This is a genomic window from Verrucomicrobium sp. GAS474 (genome assembly GCF_900105685.1).
Classification (GTDB): domain Bacteria; phylum Verrucomicrobiota; class Verrucomicrobiia; order Methylacidiphilales; family GAS474; genus GAS474.
The window spans coordinates 1777566-1792115 of record NZ_LT629781.1 but is presented as its reverse complement, the minus strand read 5'-3'; the positions used below and the strand labels follow the sequence as shown (position 1 = coordinate 1792115).

Below are 14550 nucleotides of genomic sequence, written 5' to 3'. Positions count from 1 at the left end.
GGCGCGGGAAATTCCCGCGCCGCCCTTTTTCGTCGGAAGAAAGCCTGAAAAATCAGAGGGAACCGACCGGCTTCGGCATGATCAACGCCAGGATCAGGTAGACGAGGACGCCGGTCCCGTACAGGAGGATGAGGAGCGCCCAGATGACGCGGACCAGGGTCGGGTCGACGTCGAGGTATTCGGCCACCCCGGCGCAGACGCCGAAGATGAGCTTGTTCGCGCTTTTCCGAAGATGCTTCTTCCCGTTATCGCCGAGGCTGTTCATCCCCTACTATATCAGATTTCCCGCCGTCCCGCCAATGCGTACCCCAGCGTCACGCTGTCGGCGAACTCGAGGCCGCCCCCGGCGGGGAGCCCGGTGGCGAGGCGGGAGACGGCGACGCCGCGCGCCTTCAGCAGGGGGGCGAGGTAGAGGGCCGTCGTCTCCCCCTCGACGTCGGTGCCGAGGGCGAGGATGACTTCCTTCGGCGGCCGCGTCGCGAGGCGGGCCAGCATCGGGGCGATCCGCAATTCGTCGGGGCCGATCCCCTCGAGCGGGGAGAGCTTCCCGCCGAGGACGTGGTAGAGGCCGCGGAAGCCGCCGCCCGCCGCCTTCTCGAACTTCACCACGTCGTCGGCCTGCTCGACGAGGCACCAGAGGGAGCCGTCGCGGCTCCCGTCGCGGCAGATCGGGCAGAGGACGCCCTCCTCCCCGCCGTGGCCTTCCTCCGCCTCGCGCTCCGCGTAGAAGCCGCATTCCCGGCAGGCGACGATGTTCCGCCCCGCCTGCGTCAGCGCGGCGGCAAGGCGGCCGCCGACCTCGGGGCCGGCCCCGACGAGGAAGAGGGCGAGCCGCTCCGCGCTCCGCGCGCCGACGGAGGGAAGCTGCCGCAGGGCGGCGATCAGCTCGCTGAAACTGGGGGGATAGTCGGCCACGGTCGCAGGCGCGGTCGGTCTTCCGAGGGGGAACTAGAACCCGGGCAGGCCCATGCCGCCGGTGAGCTTCGACATCGAGGCCTGCGCCTCCTTGCGGCCCTGGTCGATCGCGTCGCGGACGGCGGAGAGGATGAGGTCCTCCAGCATCTCGGCATCGCCTTCCTTCACGATGGCGGGATCGATCTTGAGGGAGAGGAGGCTCCCCTCGCCGCTCGCCACGGCCTTCACCGCGCCGCCGCCGCTCGTCGCCTCGTACTTCTTCGTCGCCAGCTCGGCCTGCATTTTCTGCGCTTCGGCCTGCATCTGCTGGGCCTGCTTCATCAACTTCGCAATGTTCATAGGTAAGGGGGGAGGTGCTTGGCGTTCGCTGTCAGCTGTTCTTGGTCGAGACGACGCGGGCCTGGAAGAGGTCGAGCGCCTTGCGGATCAGCGGATCGTCCTTGTATTCCTTCTCGCTGATCCGGATCGGCTCCTTGGAGAGCGGGGCCGAAGCGCCGGGCGCGGGGGCGGCGTTGGAGGGCGCGGGAGGCTCGTTCGTCGGGGCGGCGACGGGGGCGGGAATGAGGGCGGGGTCCTTCGACGCCTCGTCGATGGCGAGGAAGACGATCCCGACGGGACGGCCGAACTCGGCGCGGAGGACCTCCTGGAGGATCGGGATGTTCCGGGGCGACATGAAGGCGGCGATTTTGTGCTTCAGGTTCGCGGGCAGGGCGATCTCGATCTCGTCGCCGCGCATTTCGGCGACCCGCGTCGTGGCGATGCTCGCCGCCTCGAGGGGCCGCTCCTGGGCGAACTGGGCGACCGCCCGCGCCCAGACCTTCGCCGGATCGACCTTCTTGGCCGGGACCGCTTCGGGAACGGGAGAGGGAGCCGGGACCGCTGCCGCCGCCGGAACGGGCGCCGGAGCAGGAATCGGAGCCGCCGCCGCCGGAGCGGGGCGAGAGGCGGGAGCGGGGACCGGGGCCACCGTCGCCGCCGGAGCCGCGGCGGAGAACGAACCGGCCTCCGCGGCCCCGCCGAGGCGGTGGAGGATCGCCTCGATGGAGACCCGTTCCCGGAGCTGGGAGAGCTGGAGGAGCGTCACCTCGAAGAGGACGTCCTTGCTCAGCGCGTAGCGGAGACGCCCTTCGAGGGTTCCCAGCTCCTCGAGGATCGCGATCGTCCCGCGCGGGGTGAGGTTCGCGGCGAGGACGGAGAAGGCCTCCTTTTCCCCGGCGGCCAGCTCGGCCTCGACGGCCTCGGGGGCGGTCTGCCAGAGGGCGAAGTCGCGGAAGAATTTCAGCAGGTCGTGGGCGAGGCGGGTGATGTCCTTCCCGGCGGCGGCGAGGGAGCGGCTCTGCCGGAGGAGGCCGGAGGCGTCCCCGTGGACGATGGCCCGGGCGAGGTCGGCGACGGGGCCGATCCCGGTGAGGCCGAACATCTCCAGGACGGCGGCCTCCTCGACGCGGTTCCCGAAGAAGCCGATGACCTGGTCGAGGGCGACCTCGGCGTCGCGCAGGCCGCCGTCGGCGTGGCGGGCGATGACGCGGAGGGCCCCTTCCTCGGCCGTCGCCCCTTCCTTGGCGCAGATGTGGCCGAGGTGGGAGACGATGGCGGCGTCGGGGATGCGGCGGAAGTCGAAGCGTTGGCAGCGGGAGAGGACGGTGGCGGGGACCTTGTGGACCTCGGTCGTCGCGAAGATGAACTTCACGTGGGCGGGCGGCTCCTCGAGGGTCTTCAGGAGGGCATTGAAGGCCGCCGAGGTCAGCATGTGGACCTCGTCGATGATGTAGATCTTGAAGCGGCCCTTCGTCGGGGCGAAGCGGACGTTGTCCCGGAGGTCGCGGACCTGCTCGACGCCGTTGTTCGAGGCGCCGTCGATCTCGAGGACGTCCATGCAGCGGCCCTCGGCGATTTCCTTCGCGATCTCGGAATCGGGGTCGAAGTCGATCTGGGGGCCGCCGGGGGCGTTCAGCGCCTTGGCGATGATGCGGGCCGTCGAGGTCTTTCCCGTGCCGCGCGGGCCGACGAGGAGGTAGGCCTGGGCGAGGCGGCCCTGCCCGATGGCGTTGGAGAGCGTACGGGTGATGTGCTCCTGTCCGATGACTTCCGCGAAGGTGCGGGGGCGGTATTTCCGGGCGAAGACCTGATAGGGCGCAGGAGCGGGAGCGGGGGCAGCGGAGGTGAGGGCAAAATCAAGATCACTCATGGGACGCAAAAAACCAAGAGCGGCAACAACGACGGTCAAGTTACCGTTGCTTCCTTTCGGACCTGGCGGGGTTACCCTGCCGGCGCTCTGCCGCTCTTGGCTTTATCAAATTACGGGATCACCCCGAAATTGCAAGGGCGGTTCTGGGGACGGCCCCGGGGAACCCGCCCTTCGGCCCCAATTACTTGCCGAGATTATACCAGCTCTTGTTCGCCCCGGCCTTTTTCAGCGATTCGTAGAGCGGCTTCGTGTAATCGGGGATGAGGGTCTTCGGGTCGAAGATCTTCGCCGCGTCGGCGGTGCCGTAGGCGGCGCGGTTCACGCCCTTCTCCCCGCCGACGCTCTGGCCGCCGATGGCGGCCCCGGCGAAGACGCCGTTGGAGACCGAATAGATGTAGAGATCGACCGGGGGAAGGCCCGAGTCGGCGACCGTCGAGTCGGAGTCGGGACCGGCCGTCGCCCGGGCCAGCGCCTCGAAGTTCAGGTGGCCGTCGCCGACGAAGGGCTTCCAGCCCTGATCGGTGTTGAAGATGTAGATGTAACGCTGGACGTCGACGCCGATCTGGAAGCCGACGCTCGCCCCGTTCTGGCCGAAGGCGAAGGGGGCCGACCACGAGCCGTTCGCCTGCCGGAGGAGGAGGACGCCGTCGCCGCCCGAGCCGCCGAAGCCGAAGGCGCCGCGCGTCACCTCGATGAAGGCGACGGCGCGGGCCTGCTGGAGGATGCGGGGCGGGATCGGCTTGCCCGAGTTCTGCTTCGTCTCGAGGATCGAGATCGCCTCGCCGACGAGCTTCGGCAGGCGCTCCGCCGAGGCGGAAGCAGCGGTGAAGGAGAGGGCGAGGACGCCGGCGAGGGCGGCGAAGAGGCCCGAACGGACAAAGGATTTGATCATGCGGGAGAGAGCCTATCACTCTTTCCCGCGCCGATCAAACGCGTCCCCCGATTCCTTTCGTCAGGGTCCTTTCAGGGCGGGAGGGGTGGCGGGGGCGGCGCTCCCCTTCGGCGCGTTGGGGAAGGTCTTCTCGATCTCGGGAGCGATGGCGTCGGCCCAGATCTGGTAGCCCTTCTCGTTGGGATGGAGCATGTCGGGCATGATGTCGGCGGTGAGGGTGCCGTCGGGCTGGAGGAACTTGTCGCCGATGTCGAGGAAGGTGACCCGCTTGCCGCCGTCGTCGAGGGCCGCGATCTGCTTGTTGATTTCCTTGATCTTCGCCCGGACCGCGTCGGTCGGCAACGCGCTGCGGGGGAAGACGGCCAGGAGGAGGAGCCGGGCGTGCGGGCATTGGACGAGATAGGCCGCCACGAGGTTCTTGATCCCGGCGGCGATCTGGTCGGCGCTGTCGCGGCCGGTGTTGTTCGTCCCGATCATGAGGACGACGAGCTTCGGATCGGCCTTCGCGCCCTGGCCCTCCTTCAGACGCCACAGGACGTGCTCGACCTTGTCGCCGCTGATGCCGAAATCGACGGCGTTCAGCGGGGCGTAGCGGGCCTCCCACACGGTCTTGCCCTTGGTCTGCCAGCCGTCGGTGATCGAATCGCCGTCGAAGATCAGATCGTACTGCTTCCCCTCGGTCCGGTTCAGCGTTCCCTGAACCCGGTCGACCCAATCCATCCGGGGCGCAGCGAATTCGGCCGGATTCGCCCCCTCGGGGGGCTTCGGCAGGGGCCAGACATCGGCCGCCGGGATCTCGGCGAAGGCGGGAAGGACCGCGCAGAACAACACCAACCCCAGAACCAAGCCCAGAAAACGTCGCATCATAGGCCCCCTATCTTTCCCGACCCGGTCCCGATTGCAACTATTTCCCTTCATTCGCAGACACACTCCCCAACGCCACGACAGGCCGCTGCGGCGTCCAATCGATCCGGCGGCGGAAGAAATCGACCCAGCCGAGGAGCGCCCCGAAGTGGCGGAGGAGCTGGAAGAAAAAGGGCTCGGTGAAGGTCGCCAGCAGCGCCCCCGGGAGGAGGCCCCGGTCCCCCTGCCACCGTTGCCAGAGGCGGGCGGAGAGGAGATGGAAGGTCGCGTCGTAGAGGAACTTCCCGGCGAGGATCGCCAGGATGATCGGGTTCCACATCCGCCCCGTGGCGAGGAACCAGACCAGCACGCCCGAAGCGGCCAGCGAATAGAGCGGGAGGAGGCAATCGACGGCCTTGAGGGGGATCATGTAGGAGCCGACAGTGCCGTACTGGGCCTTCCCGGCCATGTCCCGGTTGCGGAAGAGGACCTGGAGGAAGCCGCCGAACCACCGTCGCCGCTGCCGCAGGAACTGGGCGATGCGGGCCGGGACGTCGGTCACCGCGCGGGCCGCGCCGCAGAGGCCGACCTTCCAGCCGAGGCCCATCTCCCCGCTGTGGCGGTGGATGCGGTAGACGATGTCGTAGTCCTCGACGAGGCTGCCCGGATCGTACCCGCCGACGGCGGCGAGGGCCTGGCGGCGGTAGGCCCCGAAGGCCCCGGAGACGAGGACGAGGCAGCCGCGCCGCCGCCACGAGGCGCGCCAGAGGAAGGAGCGGAGGTACTCGAAGGTCTGGAAGAACTGGAAGAGCCCGCCGCGCCAGCCCGTCCCCGGGGCGCACTGGGGCGTCAGCACCCCGCCCGAAACGGCGAGGAACGGATCGGCGGAGAAGGAGGCGCGGAGCGCCTCGAGCGCGCCCGACTCGACGAGGGTGTCGGCGTCGAGGGTGACGACGACCTCCCCGGCCGTCGCCCGCCAACCCTCGTTCAGCGCCCACGCCTTGCCGCCGCCCTTCCGCACGAGGAGCCGGAGGCCCGGCCACGTGCGCGAGACGAAGACCGGCGTGCCGGAGGCGGTGCCGCCCGCCGCCCGCATCATGAAATGGTCCCGCATCCACGCCCCGGTCCCGTCGGTCGAGCCGTCGTCGACGACGACGATGTCGATCTCCTCGCCCGCCCGCTCGGTCTTGCGGAGCGCCTTCTGGAGGGTCTCCAACATGAAGGGGAGCGCCGCCCGCTCGTTCCGGGCGCAGATGACGAGGGAGAGGGAGACCGGCTGCGGCAGGGGGGAGTCGGGAATCGGGGAGAGACCGGGGGCCATCCTTTCCTTTTCCTTTTCCTCTTGGATCGCCGCCCGGGCCGCGGCGTAGGAGGAGGCGAGGAGCCAGCCGTCGAACCCGACGTAGACCGCGACCAGGATCCACGCGAGCCAACCCTGGACGAAAAACCCGAGGATCAGGCCCGCGACGAGGATGACCAGGGCGGTCGAGAAGAGGACCCAGAAATAGGGGCTGCGGGGCAGGGCGGGCATGGGATCGGGAAAACGGAAAGGAGACGGAAGGGGTGGAAGAGCGTACTCCATTCCCTTCCGTTTGCAATCCCCGCCCGGTCCCCGGCCCGTTACCGCCGCCCCCGCCACAGGAGATAAAGGACGGGATAGAGGAGCAGCTCCAGGAGCGCCGAGGTGACGATCCCGCCGACCATCGGCGCGGCGATCCGCTTCATCGCCTCGCTCCCCGTCCCCTCGGTCCAGAGGATCGGGAGGAGGCCGAAGAGGATCGCGCAGACCGTCATCGCCTTCGGGCGGAGCCGCCGGACCGCGCCCTCCCGGATCGCCTCCAGGGTGTCGGCGCGGGTGCGGAGCGTTCCCGCCGCCCGCCGCTCGTCGAAGGCCTCGTCGAGGTAGAGGAGCATCACCACGCCGGTCTCCGCGTCGATCCCGGCCAGCGCGATGAGGCCGATCCAGACGGCGACGCTCATCTTGAAGCCGAGGAGCCACAGGAGCCAGAACGCCCCGATGAGGGAGAACGGCACCGCCAGGAGGACCAGCGCCGTCCGCGCCATCGAGCCGGTGTTAAGCCAGATCAGGAAGCCGAGGATCAGGAGGGTGACGGGGATGACGAAGGCGAGGGCGTGCTGCGCGTTCCGGAGGGACTCGAACGTCCCCGCCCACTCGACGGCGTAGCCCTGCGCGGCGGGGAGAGGGACCCGCTCGGCGATCCGCCGGTTGGCGTCGGCGACGTAGGCCCCGATGTCGGCGACCGAGGCATCGAGATCGACGAGGACGAAGCCGACGAGGCGTCCCCCCTCGCTCCGCACCTCGGGCGGCCCCGCCGCGAAGGCGATCCGGGCGACGGAGGAGAGCGGGATGCCCTGGCCCGCATCGCCGACCCGGACCTCCCCCAGCGCCTCGACGTCCTGGCGGAAGGGCCGGTCGTAGCGGACGGCGACGGGATACCGCTCCCGCCCGGCGACGAGTGTCGTCACCGGCGCGCCGCCGATCGCCGACTCGACGGCGGCGTTCACCTCGGCGACCGTCACCCCGTAGCGGACGAGGGCGTCGCGGTCGGGAACGATGTCGAGGTAGCGGCCGCCGGAAAGACGCTCCGCGAAGACGCTCCGCGTTCCCGGCAGGTCGGAGAGCGCCCGCTCGATTTCGCGGGCGGCCCGGTCGATCGATTCGGTGTCGGGGCCATAGACCTTCAGGCCGAGGGCGGAGCGGAAGCCGGTGGCGAGCATCTGGGTCCGGGTCTGGACCGGCATCCAGAAGAGGTTCGCCATCCCGGGCGTCCGCGTCGCCCCGTCCATCTCGGCGAGGAGCTTCTCCCGCGTCATCCCGGGCCTCCAGGCCGACTCGGGCTTCAACCGGATCGTCGTCTCGAACATCGAGAGCGGGGCGGGATCGGTCGCCGTCTCGGCCTGTCCCGCCTTGCCGAAGACGCTCTCGACCTCGGGGAAGCCCTTCAGGATCGCATCCTGCCGCCCCAGTTGCCGCGCCGCCTCGGCGGAGGAGAGCCCGGGCGGGGCCGTCGGCATGTAGAGGATGTCCCCCTCGTTCAGCGGCGGCATGAACTCGGAACCGAGGCGGAGGAGGGGGAAGAGCGTCGCCAGCCCCAGGAGCAGGGCGAGGGCGAGGGTCCGCCTCGGGAAACGGAGGACGAGGTCGACGGCGGGACGGTAGAGCCCCTCGAGGAAACGGTTGAGCGGATTGCGCCCCTCCGGCGCGATCTTCCCCCGGATGAAGAGGACCATCAGCGCCGGGACGAGGGTGACGGAGAGGAGCGCCGCGAAGAACATCGCGAAGGTCTTCGTCGAGGCGAGGGGGCGGAAGAGCCGTCCCGTTTCGTCCTGGAGGGCGAAGACCGGGATGAACGAGACGGCGACGACGAAGAGCGAGAAGAAGAGGGGCCGCCCCAGCTTCCGCGCCGCGTAGAGGACCGCCTCGGTCCGCTCGGCGACGCTCTCCGCGCCGCCGCGGCGGGCGATCTCCCGATGCGCGCCCTCGACCATCACGATGGCCGCGTCGACCATCGCCCCGATGGCGATGGCGATGCCGCCGAGGGACATGATGTTCGCGGAGAGCCCCGCCGCATGGAACGGGATGAAGGCGAGGAGGACGGCGAGCGGGAGCATGAGAATCGCGACGAGCGCGCTCCGCAGGTGGCCGAGGAAGAGGAGGCAGACGAGGCTGACGATGAGGGCCTCCTCGACGATCTTGTCCCGGAGCGTCGCCACCGCCTTCCCGATGAGGACGGAACGGTCGTAGACGGCGACGACCTCGACCCCTTCGGGGAGGGAGGGCTTCAGCGCGGCGAGCTTCCGCTTCACCCCGTCGATCGTCGCCGGGGCGTCGGCCCCGTTCCGCATCACGACGATGCCGCCGACGGTCTCCCCCTCGCCGTCGAACTCGGCGATGCCGTTCCGCAGGTCGGGGACGACCTCGACGCGGCCCACCTGGCCGACGACGACGGCCGACGCACCCTTCCCCCTGATCACCGCCTTGTCGAGATCGGCCGCCTCGCGGAGGTATCCCCTCCCCCGGACGAAGTAGGCGGCCCCGGAAACCTCGAGCGTCCGGCCCCCGGCCTCGCCGTTGCTCCGGCGGACCGCGTCGGCGACCTCGGCGACGCCGATGCCGTAGGCGCTCAACTTCGCCGGATCGAGGGTCACCTGCCACGTCTTCACGAAGCCGCCGACCGGGGCGACCTCGGCGACGCCGGGGACCGAGGCGAGGGCGTAGCGGAGCGTCCAGTCCTGCAACGTCCGCAATTCGGCGAGGCTGTGCCGCCCGCTCCGGTCGACGAGGGCGTACTGGTAGATCCAGCCGACGCCGCTCGCGTCGGGGCCGATCTGGGGATCGATCCCCTCCGGCAGCATCCCGCGCACCGAGGCGAGCTGCTCGACGACGCGGGAGCGGGCCCAATAGAGATCGGTCCCCTCCTTGAAGAGGACCGTGACGAAGGCCTTGCCGAACATCGATTGCCCGCGCACCGCCTTGACGCCGGGGGCCGAGACGAAGCGGCTCGAGATCGGGTAGGTCACCTGATCCTCGACGAGGGCGGGACTCCGGCCCGGCCATTCCGCCGTGACGATGACCTGCGTGTCGGAAAGGTCGGGCAGGGCGTCGAGGCTCGTCTCATGGAGCGAGGCGACGCCCCAGACGGCCCCCAGCAGGCAGAGGAAGAAGACCGGGACGCGGTTCCGCCCGCACCAGTCGGCGATCGAGCCGATCACGGCATCCTCCCTTCATTTCCCGCGTTGCCCTCACTGCCCCGGTTCTCGTCCCCCTCGAAGACCCTCAGCGCCCCCTGGATGCGGCTCTCGGAATCGATCAGGAAATTCGCGCTCGTGATCACCCGATCCCCCTCGGCGAGTCCCGAGACGACCTCGACCTCCTCGCCGAACCGGGCTCCGGCGACGACGAAGCGGGGCTCCAGCCGCCCCTCCCCCTTGTCGAGGAAGGCGACCTGCCGCGTCCCCGTCGGCAGCAGCGCCGAGGCGGGGACGACCAGCCTTTCGCCCAGGGCGACCGCGCTCTCGACCGAGGCGATCATCCCGGGGGAGAGGCGGCCGTCGGCATTCGCGAGCCGAAGCCGGGCCGTCCGGCGGCGGCTCCCCTCGGCGAAGCCGGGGGCGAGGTAATCGACCCGCGCCTCGGCTTGGAAATCGGGCAGGGCCTCGACCCGGACCGTGAACGCCGTCCCCGGAGCGACGTAGCGGGCGGCCGCCTCGTCGAACGCGGCCTCGACCCAGACGGTCGAGAGATCGGCGAGGCGGAGGAGCGATTGCCCCGCCTCGAAGCGCATCCCCTCGACGGCGCTTTTCTCCGTCACCCAGCCGGAGACCGGCGAGAGAATGTCGAGCGTCCCCTTGAGTCCCTTCCCCGTGCGGAGGTCGAACTCGGAGACCGTCGCGGCGAAGCGGTCGAGCTCGGCGATCTGCGCCCCGGAGAGGTCCCAGATGCGGAGCCGCGCGCGGAACCGCTCCAGTTCCTGGTCGGCGGCGAAGGCGTTCTGCGTGAACTTCGCCCCGCCGGTCCGGTTCCGCGCCCGCCAGGCGGCGACGTAGGCCTTCTGCGCCTCGATCCAATCCTCGACGAGGACGGTCATCAGGCGCTCCCCCTTCGCGACCGGCTTGCCGACATAATTGGCGGCCAGATTCTCGACGTATCCCCCGCCGCCCTTCACGTTGATGTCGCGGAACCCGGCCTCGTCGTAGGCCAGCGTCGCCGGGGCACGCAGCGGGAAAGCGACCCGCTTCCGCTCGACGGTCCCCGTCCGCACCCCGATGGCGGCGAGCCGCTCCGGCGGGATCGTGAAGGGATCGGCCTTCGTCGTGGCGGCGGAGGCGGAGGAAACGGCCGTCGAGGCCACGGGGATGAGATCCATCCCGCAGATCGGGCAATGCCCCTTCGGATCGTGGGAGCGAACCTCGGGATGCATCGCGCAGGTGTAGTCGGCGACGGGATTTTCGGTGCGTCTTTCCCTGCACCCGGCCAAGGCGAGCGCAAGGCCCGCGCCGATGCCGTAGAGGAAGCGGCGGCGGGAGGGAACGACGGAGAGGGGGGGAAACGGATTCATGGGAGATCGGGTTGATCCGCCGGAACCAAGCCACGATAGAGCCGGGTCCGACGAAAGGACGGAGGGGCGAAGGGCGCAGGACCATGCCGCGCCCGTCTCGTTCAGGACGAACGAGCGATCAGATCAACCACGAGCCGAGGAGGGAACGGGCCGCCGTTCCGTCCGAAGCCGCGAAGGCGGCAGAACGGAAACGGGGCGAGGAGGCCAGGGCCGCGACTTCGGCCCCGCCCGTGCGGGAATCGTCCGTCGTGAAGACGACGAGGAAGGAAAGCGGGGAAACGGAGAAGTCCGCCTTCACGCCGCCCTGGGTGAGGGGCGGCAGTGCCTGCGGAAGGGAGGCCTGGGAATCCTCGGCAGAGGAAACTGTGCAGCAGCAAGAGGGCGAAGTCCCCTCTTCCATCGCGCAGGCATCGGCCTTGGCCGTAGCCATAGCTGTAACGACCGGCATGCCTTCACCGCAGAGAGAGACGGCGGCGAGGCACGACGAAGGGAGAGAAAGGATGAAGAGGGCGGCGAGAAGTGCCGCACCAAAGAAGACCGTCCCGAAGCGCGCCCGAAGGCGGCGAAGAACGGTGGAGGCCTTCATGGGGATAAATCGTATCCCGGCTGCGGCCAAAAAGCAATCCTACCAAATGTCCGTCGATAAATACCAATTCCCCTCGATCCGTTTATACTGTCGTTTCCACCCTTCGGAGGGCAGCCGTTTGCGAAAATGAACATAGAGGCGCTCAACCATGTCGGCAGGTTCCCGGCTCAGATAGGAAACCTCCACGTGTTTGGTATCTCCAGCCCATCCCGTCGCCCATAAAAGGATGAAGACATCGGGGTTTTCCCCTTCTCCACGCGAGACGCCCACGCCATCGACTTTTTTGAGGAGAGCCAAATAGAGATCGTAACGCTCAACCGGAAAAGAGCTCCCGGACTGAGGACCAAGATAAAGCGGATCAACCGTTTGCACCCCCCAGCCAGCCGCCCGAACCAGATGGGTATCGGCCTGCAACATTCCGCGCAGTTGTTCGAACTCCGCCCGATGCTGGGCGAAATTCCGAATCAACGATTCTTCCTTGGGGGGAATGGAGACAAAATAAAGATACGCCATCAGCGCCACGGGGACGCCGATGATCACTCCGGCCATCCAGGCCAACACGATCCAGAATCGCCTCACGTTCCTCGATTCATATTGAAATGGAGAGGGGCGATTCTCAAAAAAAAGGACCTGCCTAACCGCTGCCGAGGCCCTGGCCGGTGCCGGAGTCTTCCTTCGGGGCCATGTTGATGGCGTCGGTGGGGACGAAGCCGGTCTCGCCGCTGACGAGCTGGACCTTGTAGTAATCGCCGCTGCTGCCGATGATGCGGAGGCGGGTGCCGAGGCCGAGGTGGCGGTCGGGAACGTCCTGGGCGGGACCGCTCTTGTTGAAGTCGGCCCCTTCCTTCGAGACGATCCAGTTGAACTCCGCGTTCCCGCCCGCGACCGTCGCGCAGCCCCCGAGGAGGAGGACGAGCGCGACGGAGAGCGAGGCGAGGAGGCGCATGGGATCAGCCGTGGCAGCCGCCGCTTAGACGGCGACGGAGAGGTATTCCCGGGGATCGGTGATCCGGCCCGTGAGGGCCGAGGCCGCGACGGTGTAGGGGGAGGCGAGGAAGACCTGCGAATCCTTGTGGCCCATCCGTCCGGGGAAGTTCCGGTTCGTGGCCGAGATGCACTTCAGCGGCTTGTTCATCCGGCCGAAGGTGTCGACGGGGCCGCCGAGGCAGGCCGCGCACGAGGCGTTCTCGGTCATCTGGACGCCCGCGTCCTCCATGATCGTCCAGACGCTCTTGCCGTCCCAGATCGTCGTCTTCAGCTCGTCGACGACGTTGGGGGTGGCCGGAACGCCGAAGGTGTCGATCTTCACCTGGTGGCCCTGGATGATCTCGGCGAAGGCGAGGAAGTCCGAGGTCTTGCCGCCGGTGCAGGAGCCGACGTAGGCGCGGTCGAGGACGATGTTGCCGAGTTCCTTCGCCAGGGCGCGGTTGCCCGGGTTCGGGTGCATGGCGACGGTCGGCTCGAGCGCGGAGAGGTCGACCTTCGCGTCGTAGGCGAACTTCTGGTCGCGGTCGATCTCGACGGGCTCGTACTTGGAACGGGTGCCGTTGGCGGCGATCCGCTCGTTGACGTAGTCGAAGGTCTTCTGGTCGGCGGGGAAGATGCCGTTCTTGGCACCGGCCTCGATGGCCATGTTGGCGATCGTCATCCGGTCGTCCATGGAGAGGGAGCCGACGCCCGGCCCCTCGTACTGCATGGCGCGGTAGGTGGCGCCGTCGAAGCCGATCATGCCGATGACGTGGAGGATGACGTCCTTGGCCATGACGCCGGGGGCCATCTCACCCTCGAGGTAGAAGCGCATCGTCTCGGGGACCTTCACCAGGAGCTTGCCGGTGCCCATGACGAAGCCCGCGTCGGTGTTGCCGATGCCGGTCGCGAACATGTTGAACGCGCCGCCCATGCAGGTGTGGCTGTCGGTGCCGAAGAGGATCTCGCCCGGGCGGACGTGGCCCCGCTCCGCCATCGCGGTGTGGCAGACACCGGCGAAATTCTTCCCGTACTGCTTCTTGAACTGGCCCTGGGCCGCGTCGAAGTGCCAGGCCCCCTCGGGATCGTCGATGACGTCGTAGAAGTAGGGGAGGCCCTGGGCGCGGGAGAAGTCGCGGAGGATGTCGACGTTGCGGTTCGACATCGAGTCGGCCGTGAAGATGTAGTGGTCGGGGATGATGACGATGCGGTCCTTCGCCCAGACCTTCGCGTCCTGGCCGAACTCGCGCTTGAAGACGCCGATGGTCCCCGGCCCGCAGACGTCGTGCGTGAGGAGGACGTCGGCGTTCACCCAGATGTTGTCGCCGGGGGCGGCGTGCGTGCGGCCCGAGGCGCGGGCGAGGATTTTCTCCGTAAGAGTCATAGAGTCGATCAAGGTAACCCCGGAAGGGGTTTGTTACAATCCTATTTCACCCGCCGTACGCTTCACGTACGGGAGCCTTTCAGAGATGAAAGGGGGGATGAAAGCGGGGAAAAGAAGGGAAACAGGCGGGGATCGCCCCGCCTTTCCCCTATTCCCGCGCCCGGCCTCGGACGGCGGGCGTCGCCTTCAGGGCCTTGCCCTTCGCCTTCTGCTCGAGGGCGGCGCGGGCCTTGGCGGCGGCGAGGAACTTCTTCTCCCCGGCCCGGCCCAGGTCGGCGCTGTTCAGCGCCTTGAGGGCCTTCGGGACGTCGGAGGGGCGGAGGACGAGGAGCCCCTGCTTGGAGTTCGACGGGGTGGCGCAGTAGGCGTAGTCGATGTTGATCTTCGCCTCGGCGAGGAGGTTCGCGATGGTGGAGAGGCTCCCCAGGCGGTTGGCCCCCTCCAGGAGGATCACCTCGTTCTCGATGACGAGGGTGCCGTGCGACTCGAGCGCCAGGAGGGCGGTCTTCGGCTTGTCGACGACGACGCGGAGGACCATGTGGTCGACCGTGTCGGAGGTCGTCAGCGCGAGGATGTTGACCCCGGCGTGGGCGATCACGTCGGCGGCGGCGCCGATCGAGCCCGGCTTGTTCGTGAGGAACAAGGCGAGCTGGGTGCCGACCTGGATCGAGGGGTAGAGGCTGGCCGCCATAATCC

At 68.6% G+C, this 14550-nt stretch carries 14 protein-coding genes and 1 other RNA gene; all 15 read right to left on the bottom strand.

Annotation, left to right across the window (positions count from 1 at the left end):
* Window positions 1-52: 52 nt before the first annotated feature.
* Window positions 53-265 carry a PspC domain-containing protein gene (locus BLU04_RS07445; protein ID WP_093284150.1) on the bottom strand — a complete coding sequence of 71 codons (213 nt, stop codon included), beginning with the start codon at window positions 263-265 and terminating at the stop codon, window positions 53-55.
* An 11-nt stretch (window positions 266-276) separates the two neighbouring features.
* Complete coding sequence (gene recR, locus BLU04_RS07440) at window positions 277-915, bottom strand: recombination mediator RecR (RefSeq protein ID WP_093284148.1); 639 nt, start codon at window positions 913-915, stop codon at window positions 277-279.
* A 33-nt stretch (window positions 916-948) separates the two neighbouring features.
* On the bottom strand, window positions 949-1254 hold the full coding sequence (locus BLU04_RS07435) for a YbaB/EbfC family nucleoid-associated protein (protein WP_093284146.1): 306 nt from the start codon (window positions 1252-1254) through the stop codon (window positions 949-951).
* A gap of 31 nt (window positions 1255-1285) precedes the next feature.
* Entirely contained in the window at window positions 1286-3103 is a 1818-nt protein-coding gene (dnaX, locus tag BLU04_RS07430) for a DNA polymerase III subunit gamma/tau (RefSeq protein WP_093284143.1), read from the bottom strand.
* An 8-nt stretch (window positions 3104-3111) separates the two neighbouring features.
* Window positions 3112-3205, bottom strand: an RNA gene (gene ffs / locus BLU04_RS07425) — signal recognition particle sRNA small type.
* A 79-nt stretch (window positions 3206-3284) separates the two neighbouring features.
* Window positions 3285-3995, bottom strand: a complete 711-nt coding sequence (locus BLU04_RS07420; RefSeq protein ID WP_093284141.1) for a lipid-binding SYLF domain-containing protein — start codon at window positions 3993-3995, stop codon at window positions 3285-3287.
* Between the two features lie 60 nt (window positions 3996-4055).
* Window positions 4056-4862, bottom strand: a complete 807-nt coding sequence (locus tag BLU04_RS07415; protein WP_197673065.1) for a GDSL-type esterase/lipase family protein — start codon at window positions 4860-4862, stop codon at window positions 4056-4058.
* 37 nt (window positions 4863-4899) lie between these two features.
* Window positions 4900-6369 (bottom strand): glycosyltransferase family 2 protein, encoded by a 1470-nt coding sequence (locus tag BLU04_RS07410; protein WP_157895190.1) that lies wholly within the window; start codon window positions 6367-6369, stop codon window positions 4900-4902.
* A gap of 89 nt (window positions 6370-6458) precedes the next feature.
* Window positions 6459-9572 carry a CusA/CzcA family heavy metal efflux RND transporter gene (locus BLU04_RS07405; protein ID WP_093284136.1) on the bottom strand — a complete coding sequence of 1038 codons (3114 nt, stop codon included), beginning with the start codon at window positions 9570-9572 and terminating at the stop codon, window positions 6459-6461.
* On the bottom strand, window positions 9569-10918 hold the full coding sequence (locus BLU04_RS07400) for an efflux RND transporter periplasmic adaptor subunit (protein ID WP_093284133.1): 1350 nt from the start codon (window positions 10916-10918) through the stop codon (window positions 9569-9571). Before BLU04_RS07400 ends, BLU04_RS07405 begins: the two co-directional genes overlap by 4 nt.
* A 118-nt stretch (window positions 10919-11036) precedes the next feature.
* Window positions 11037-11504, bottom strand: a complete 468-nt coding sequence (locus BLU04_RS07395; RefSeq protein WP_157895189.1) for a hypothetical protein — start codon at window positions 11502-11504, stop codon at window positions 11037-11039.
* 39 nt (window positions 11505-11543) lie between these two features.
* Window positions 11544-12044 (bottom strand): hypothetical protein, encoded by a 501-nt coding sequence (locus BLU04_RS07390; protein WP_157895188.1) that lies wholly within the window; start codon window positions 12042-12044, stop codon window positions 11544-11546.
* Window positions 12045-12138: 94 nt separating this feature from the next.
* Window positions 12139-12450 carry a hypothetical protein gene (locus BLU04_RS07385; protein WP_093284125.1) on the bottom strand — a complete coding sequence of 104 codons (312 nt, stop codon included), beginning with the start codon at window positions 12448-12450 and terminating at the stop codon, window positions 12139-12141.
* Between the two features lie 24 nt (window positions 12451-12474).
* The gene (locus tag BLU04_RS07380; protein ID WP_093284123.1) at window positions 12475-13854 is read right to left on the bottom strand and encodes an aconitase family protein; all 1380 of its coding nucleotides are present in this window, start codon (window positions 13852-13854) and stop codon (window positions 12475-12477) included.
* Between the two features lie 148 nt (window positions 13855-14002).
* Window positions 14003-14545: an amino acid-binding protein gene (locus BLU04_RS07375; protein WP_197673063.1), complete on the bottom strand. Its 543-nt coding sequence runs from the start codon at window positions 14543-14545 to the stop codon at window positions 14003-14005.
* Window positions 14546-14550 lie beyond the last annotated feature (5 nt).

Excerpts from the sequence above, each read along its gene's own strand:
- BLU04_RS07415 (WP_197673065.1), bottom strand. The coding sequence starts at position 4,862 with ATGATGCGACGTTTTCTGGGCTTGGTTCTGGGGTTGGTGTTGTTCTGC.
- BLU04_RS07420 (WP_093284141.1), bottom strand. The coding sequence starts at position 3,995 with ATGATCAAATCCTTTGTCCGTTCGGGCCTCTTCGCCGCCCTCGCCGGC.
- BLU04_RS07410 (WP_157895190.1), bottom strand. The coding sequence starts at position 6,369 with ATGCCCGCCCTGCCCCGCAGCCCCTATTTCTGGGTCCTCTTCTCGACC.
- dnaX (WP_093284143.1), bottom strand. The coding sequence starts at position 3,103 with ATGAGTGATCTTGATTTTGCCCTCACCTCCGCTGCCCCCGCTCCCGCT.
- BLU04_RS07445 (WP_093284150.1), bottom strand. The coding sequence starts at position 265 with ATGAACAGCCTCGGCGATAACGGGAAGAAGCATCTTCGGAAAAGCGCG.
- BLU04_RS07400 (WP_093284133.1), bottom strand. The coding sequence starts at position 10,918 with ATGAATCCGTTTCCCCCCCTCTCCGTCGTTCCCTCCCGCCGCCGCTTC.
- BLU04_RS07385 (WP_093284125.1), bottom strand. The coding sequence starts at position 12,450 with ATGCGCCTCCTCGCCTCGCTCTCCGTCGCGCTCGTCCTCCTCCTCGGG.
- BLU04_RS07375 (WP_197673063.1), bottom strand. The coding sequence starts at position 14,545 with ATGGCGGCCAGCCTCTACCCCTCGATCCAGGTCGGCACCCAGCTCGCC.
- BLU04_RS07380 (WP_093284123.1), bottom strand. The coding sequence starts at position 13,854 with ATGACTCTTACGGAGAAAATCCTCGCCCGCGCCTCGGGCCGCACGCAC.
- BLU04_RS07435 (WP_093284146.1), bottom strand. The coding sequence starts at position 1,254 with ATGAACATTGCGAAGTTGATGAAGCAGGCCCAGCAGATGCAGGCCGAA.
- BLU04_RS07395 (WP_157895189.1), bottom strand. The coding sequence starts at position 11,504 with ATGAAGGCCTCCACCGTTCTTCGCCGCCTTCGGGCGCGCTTCGGGACG.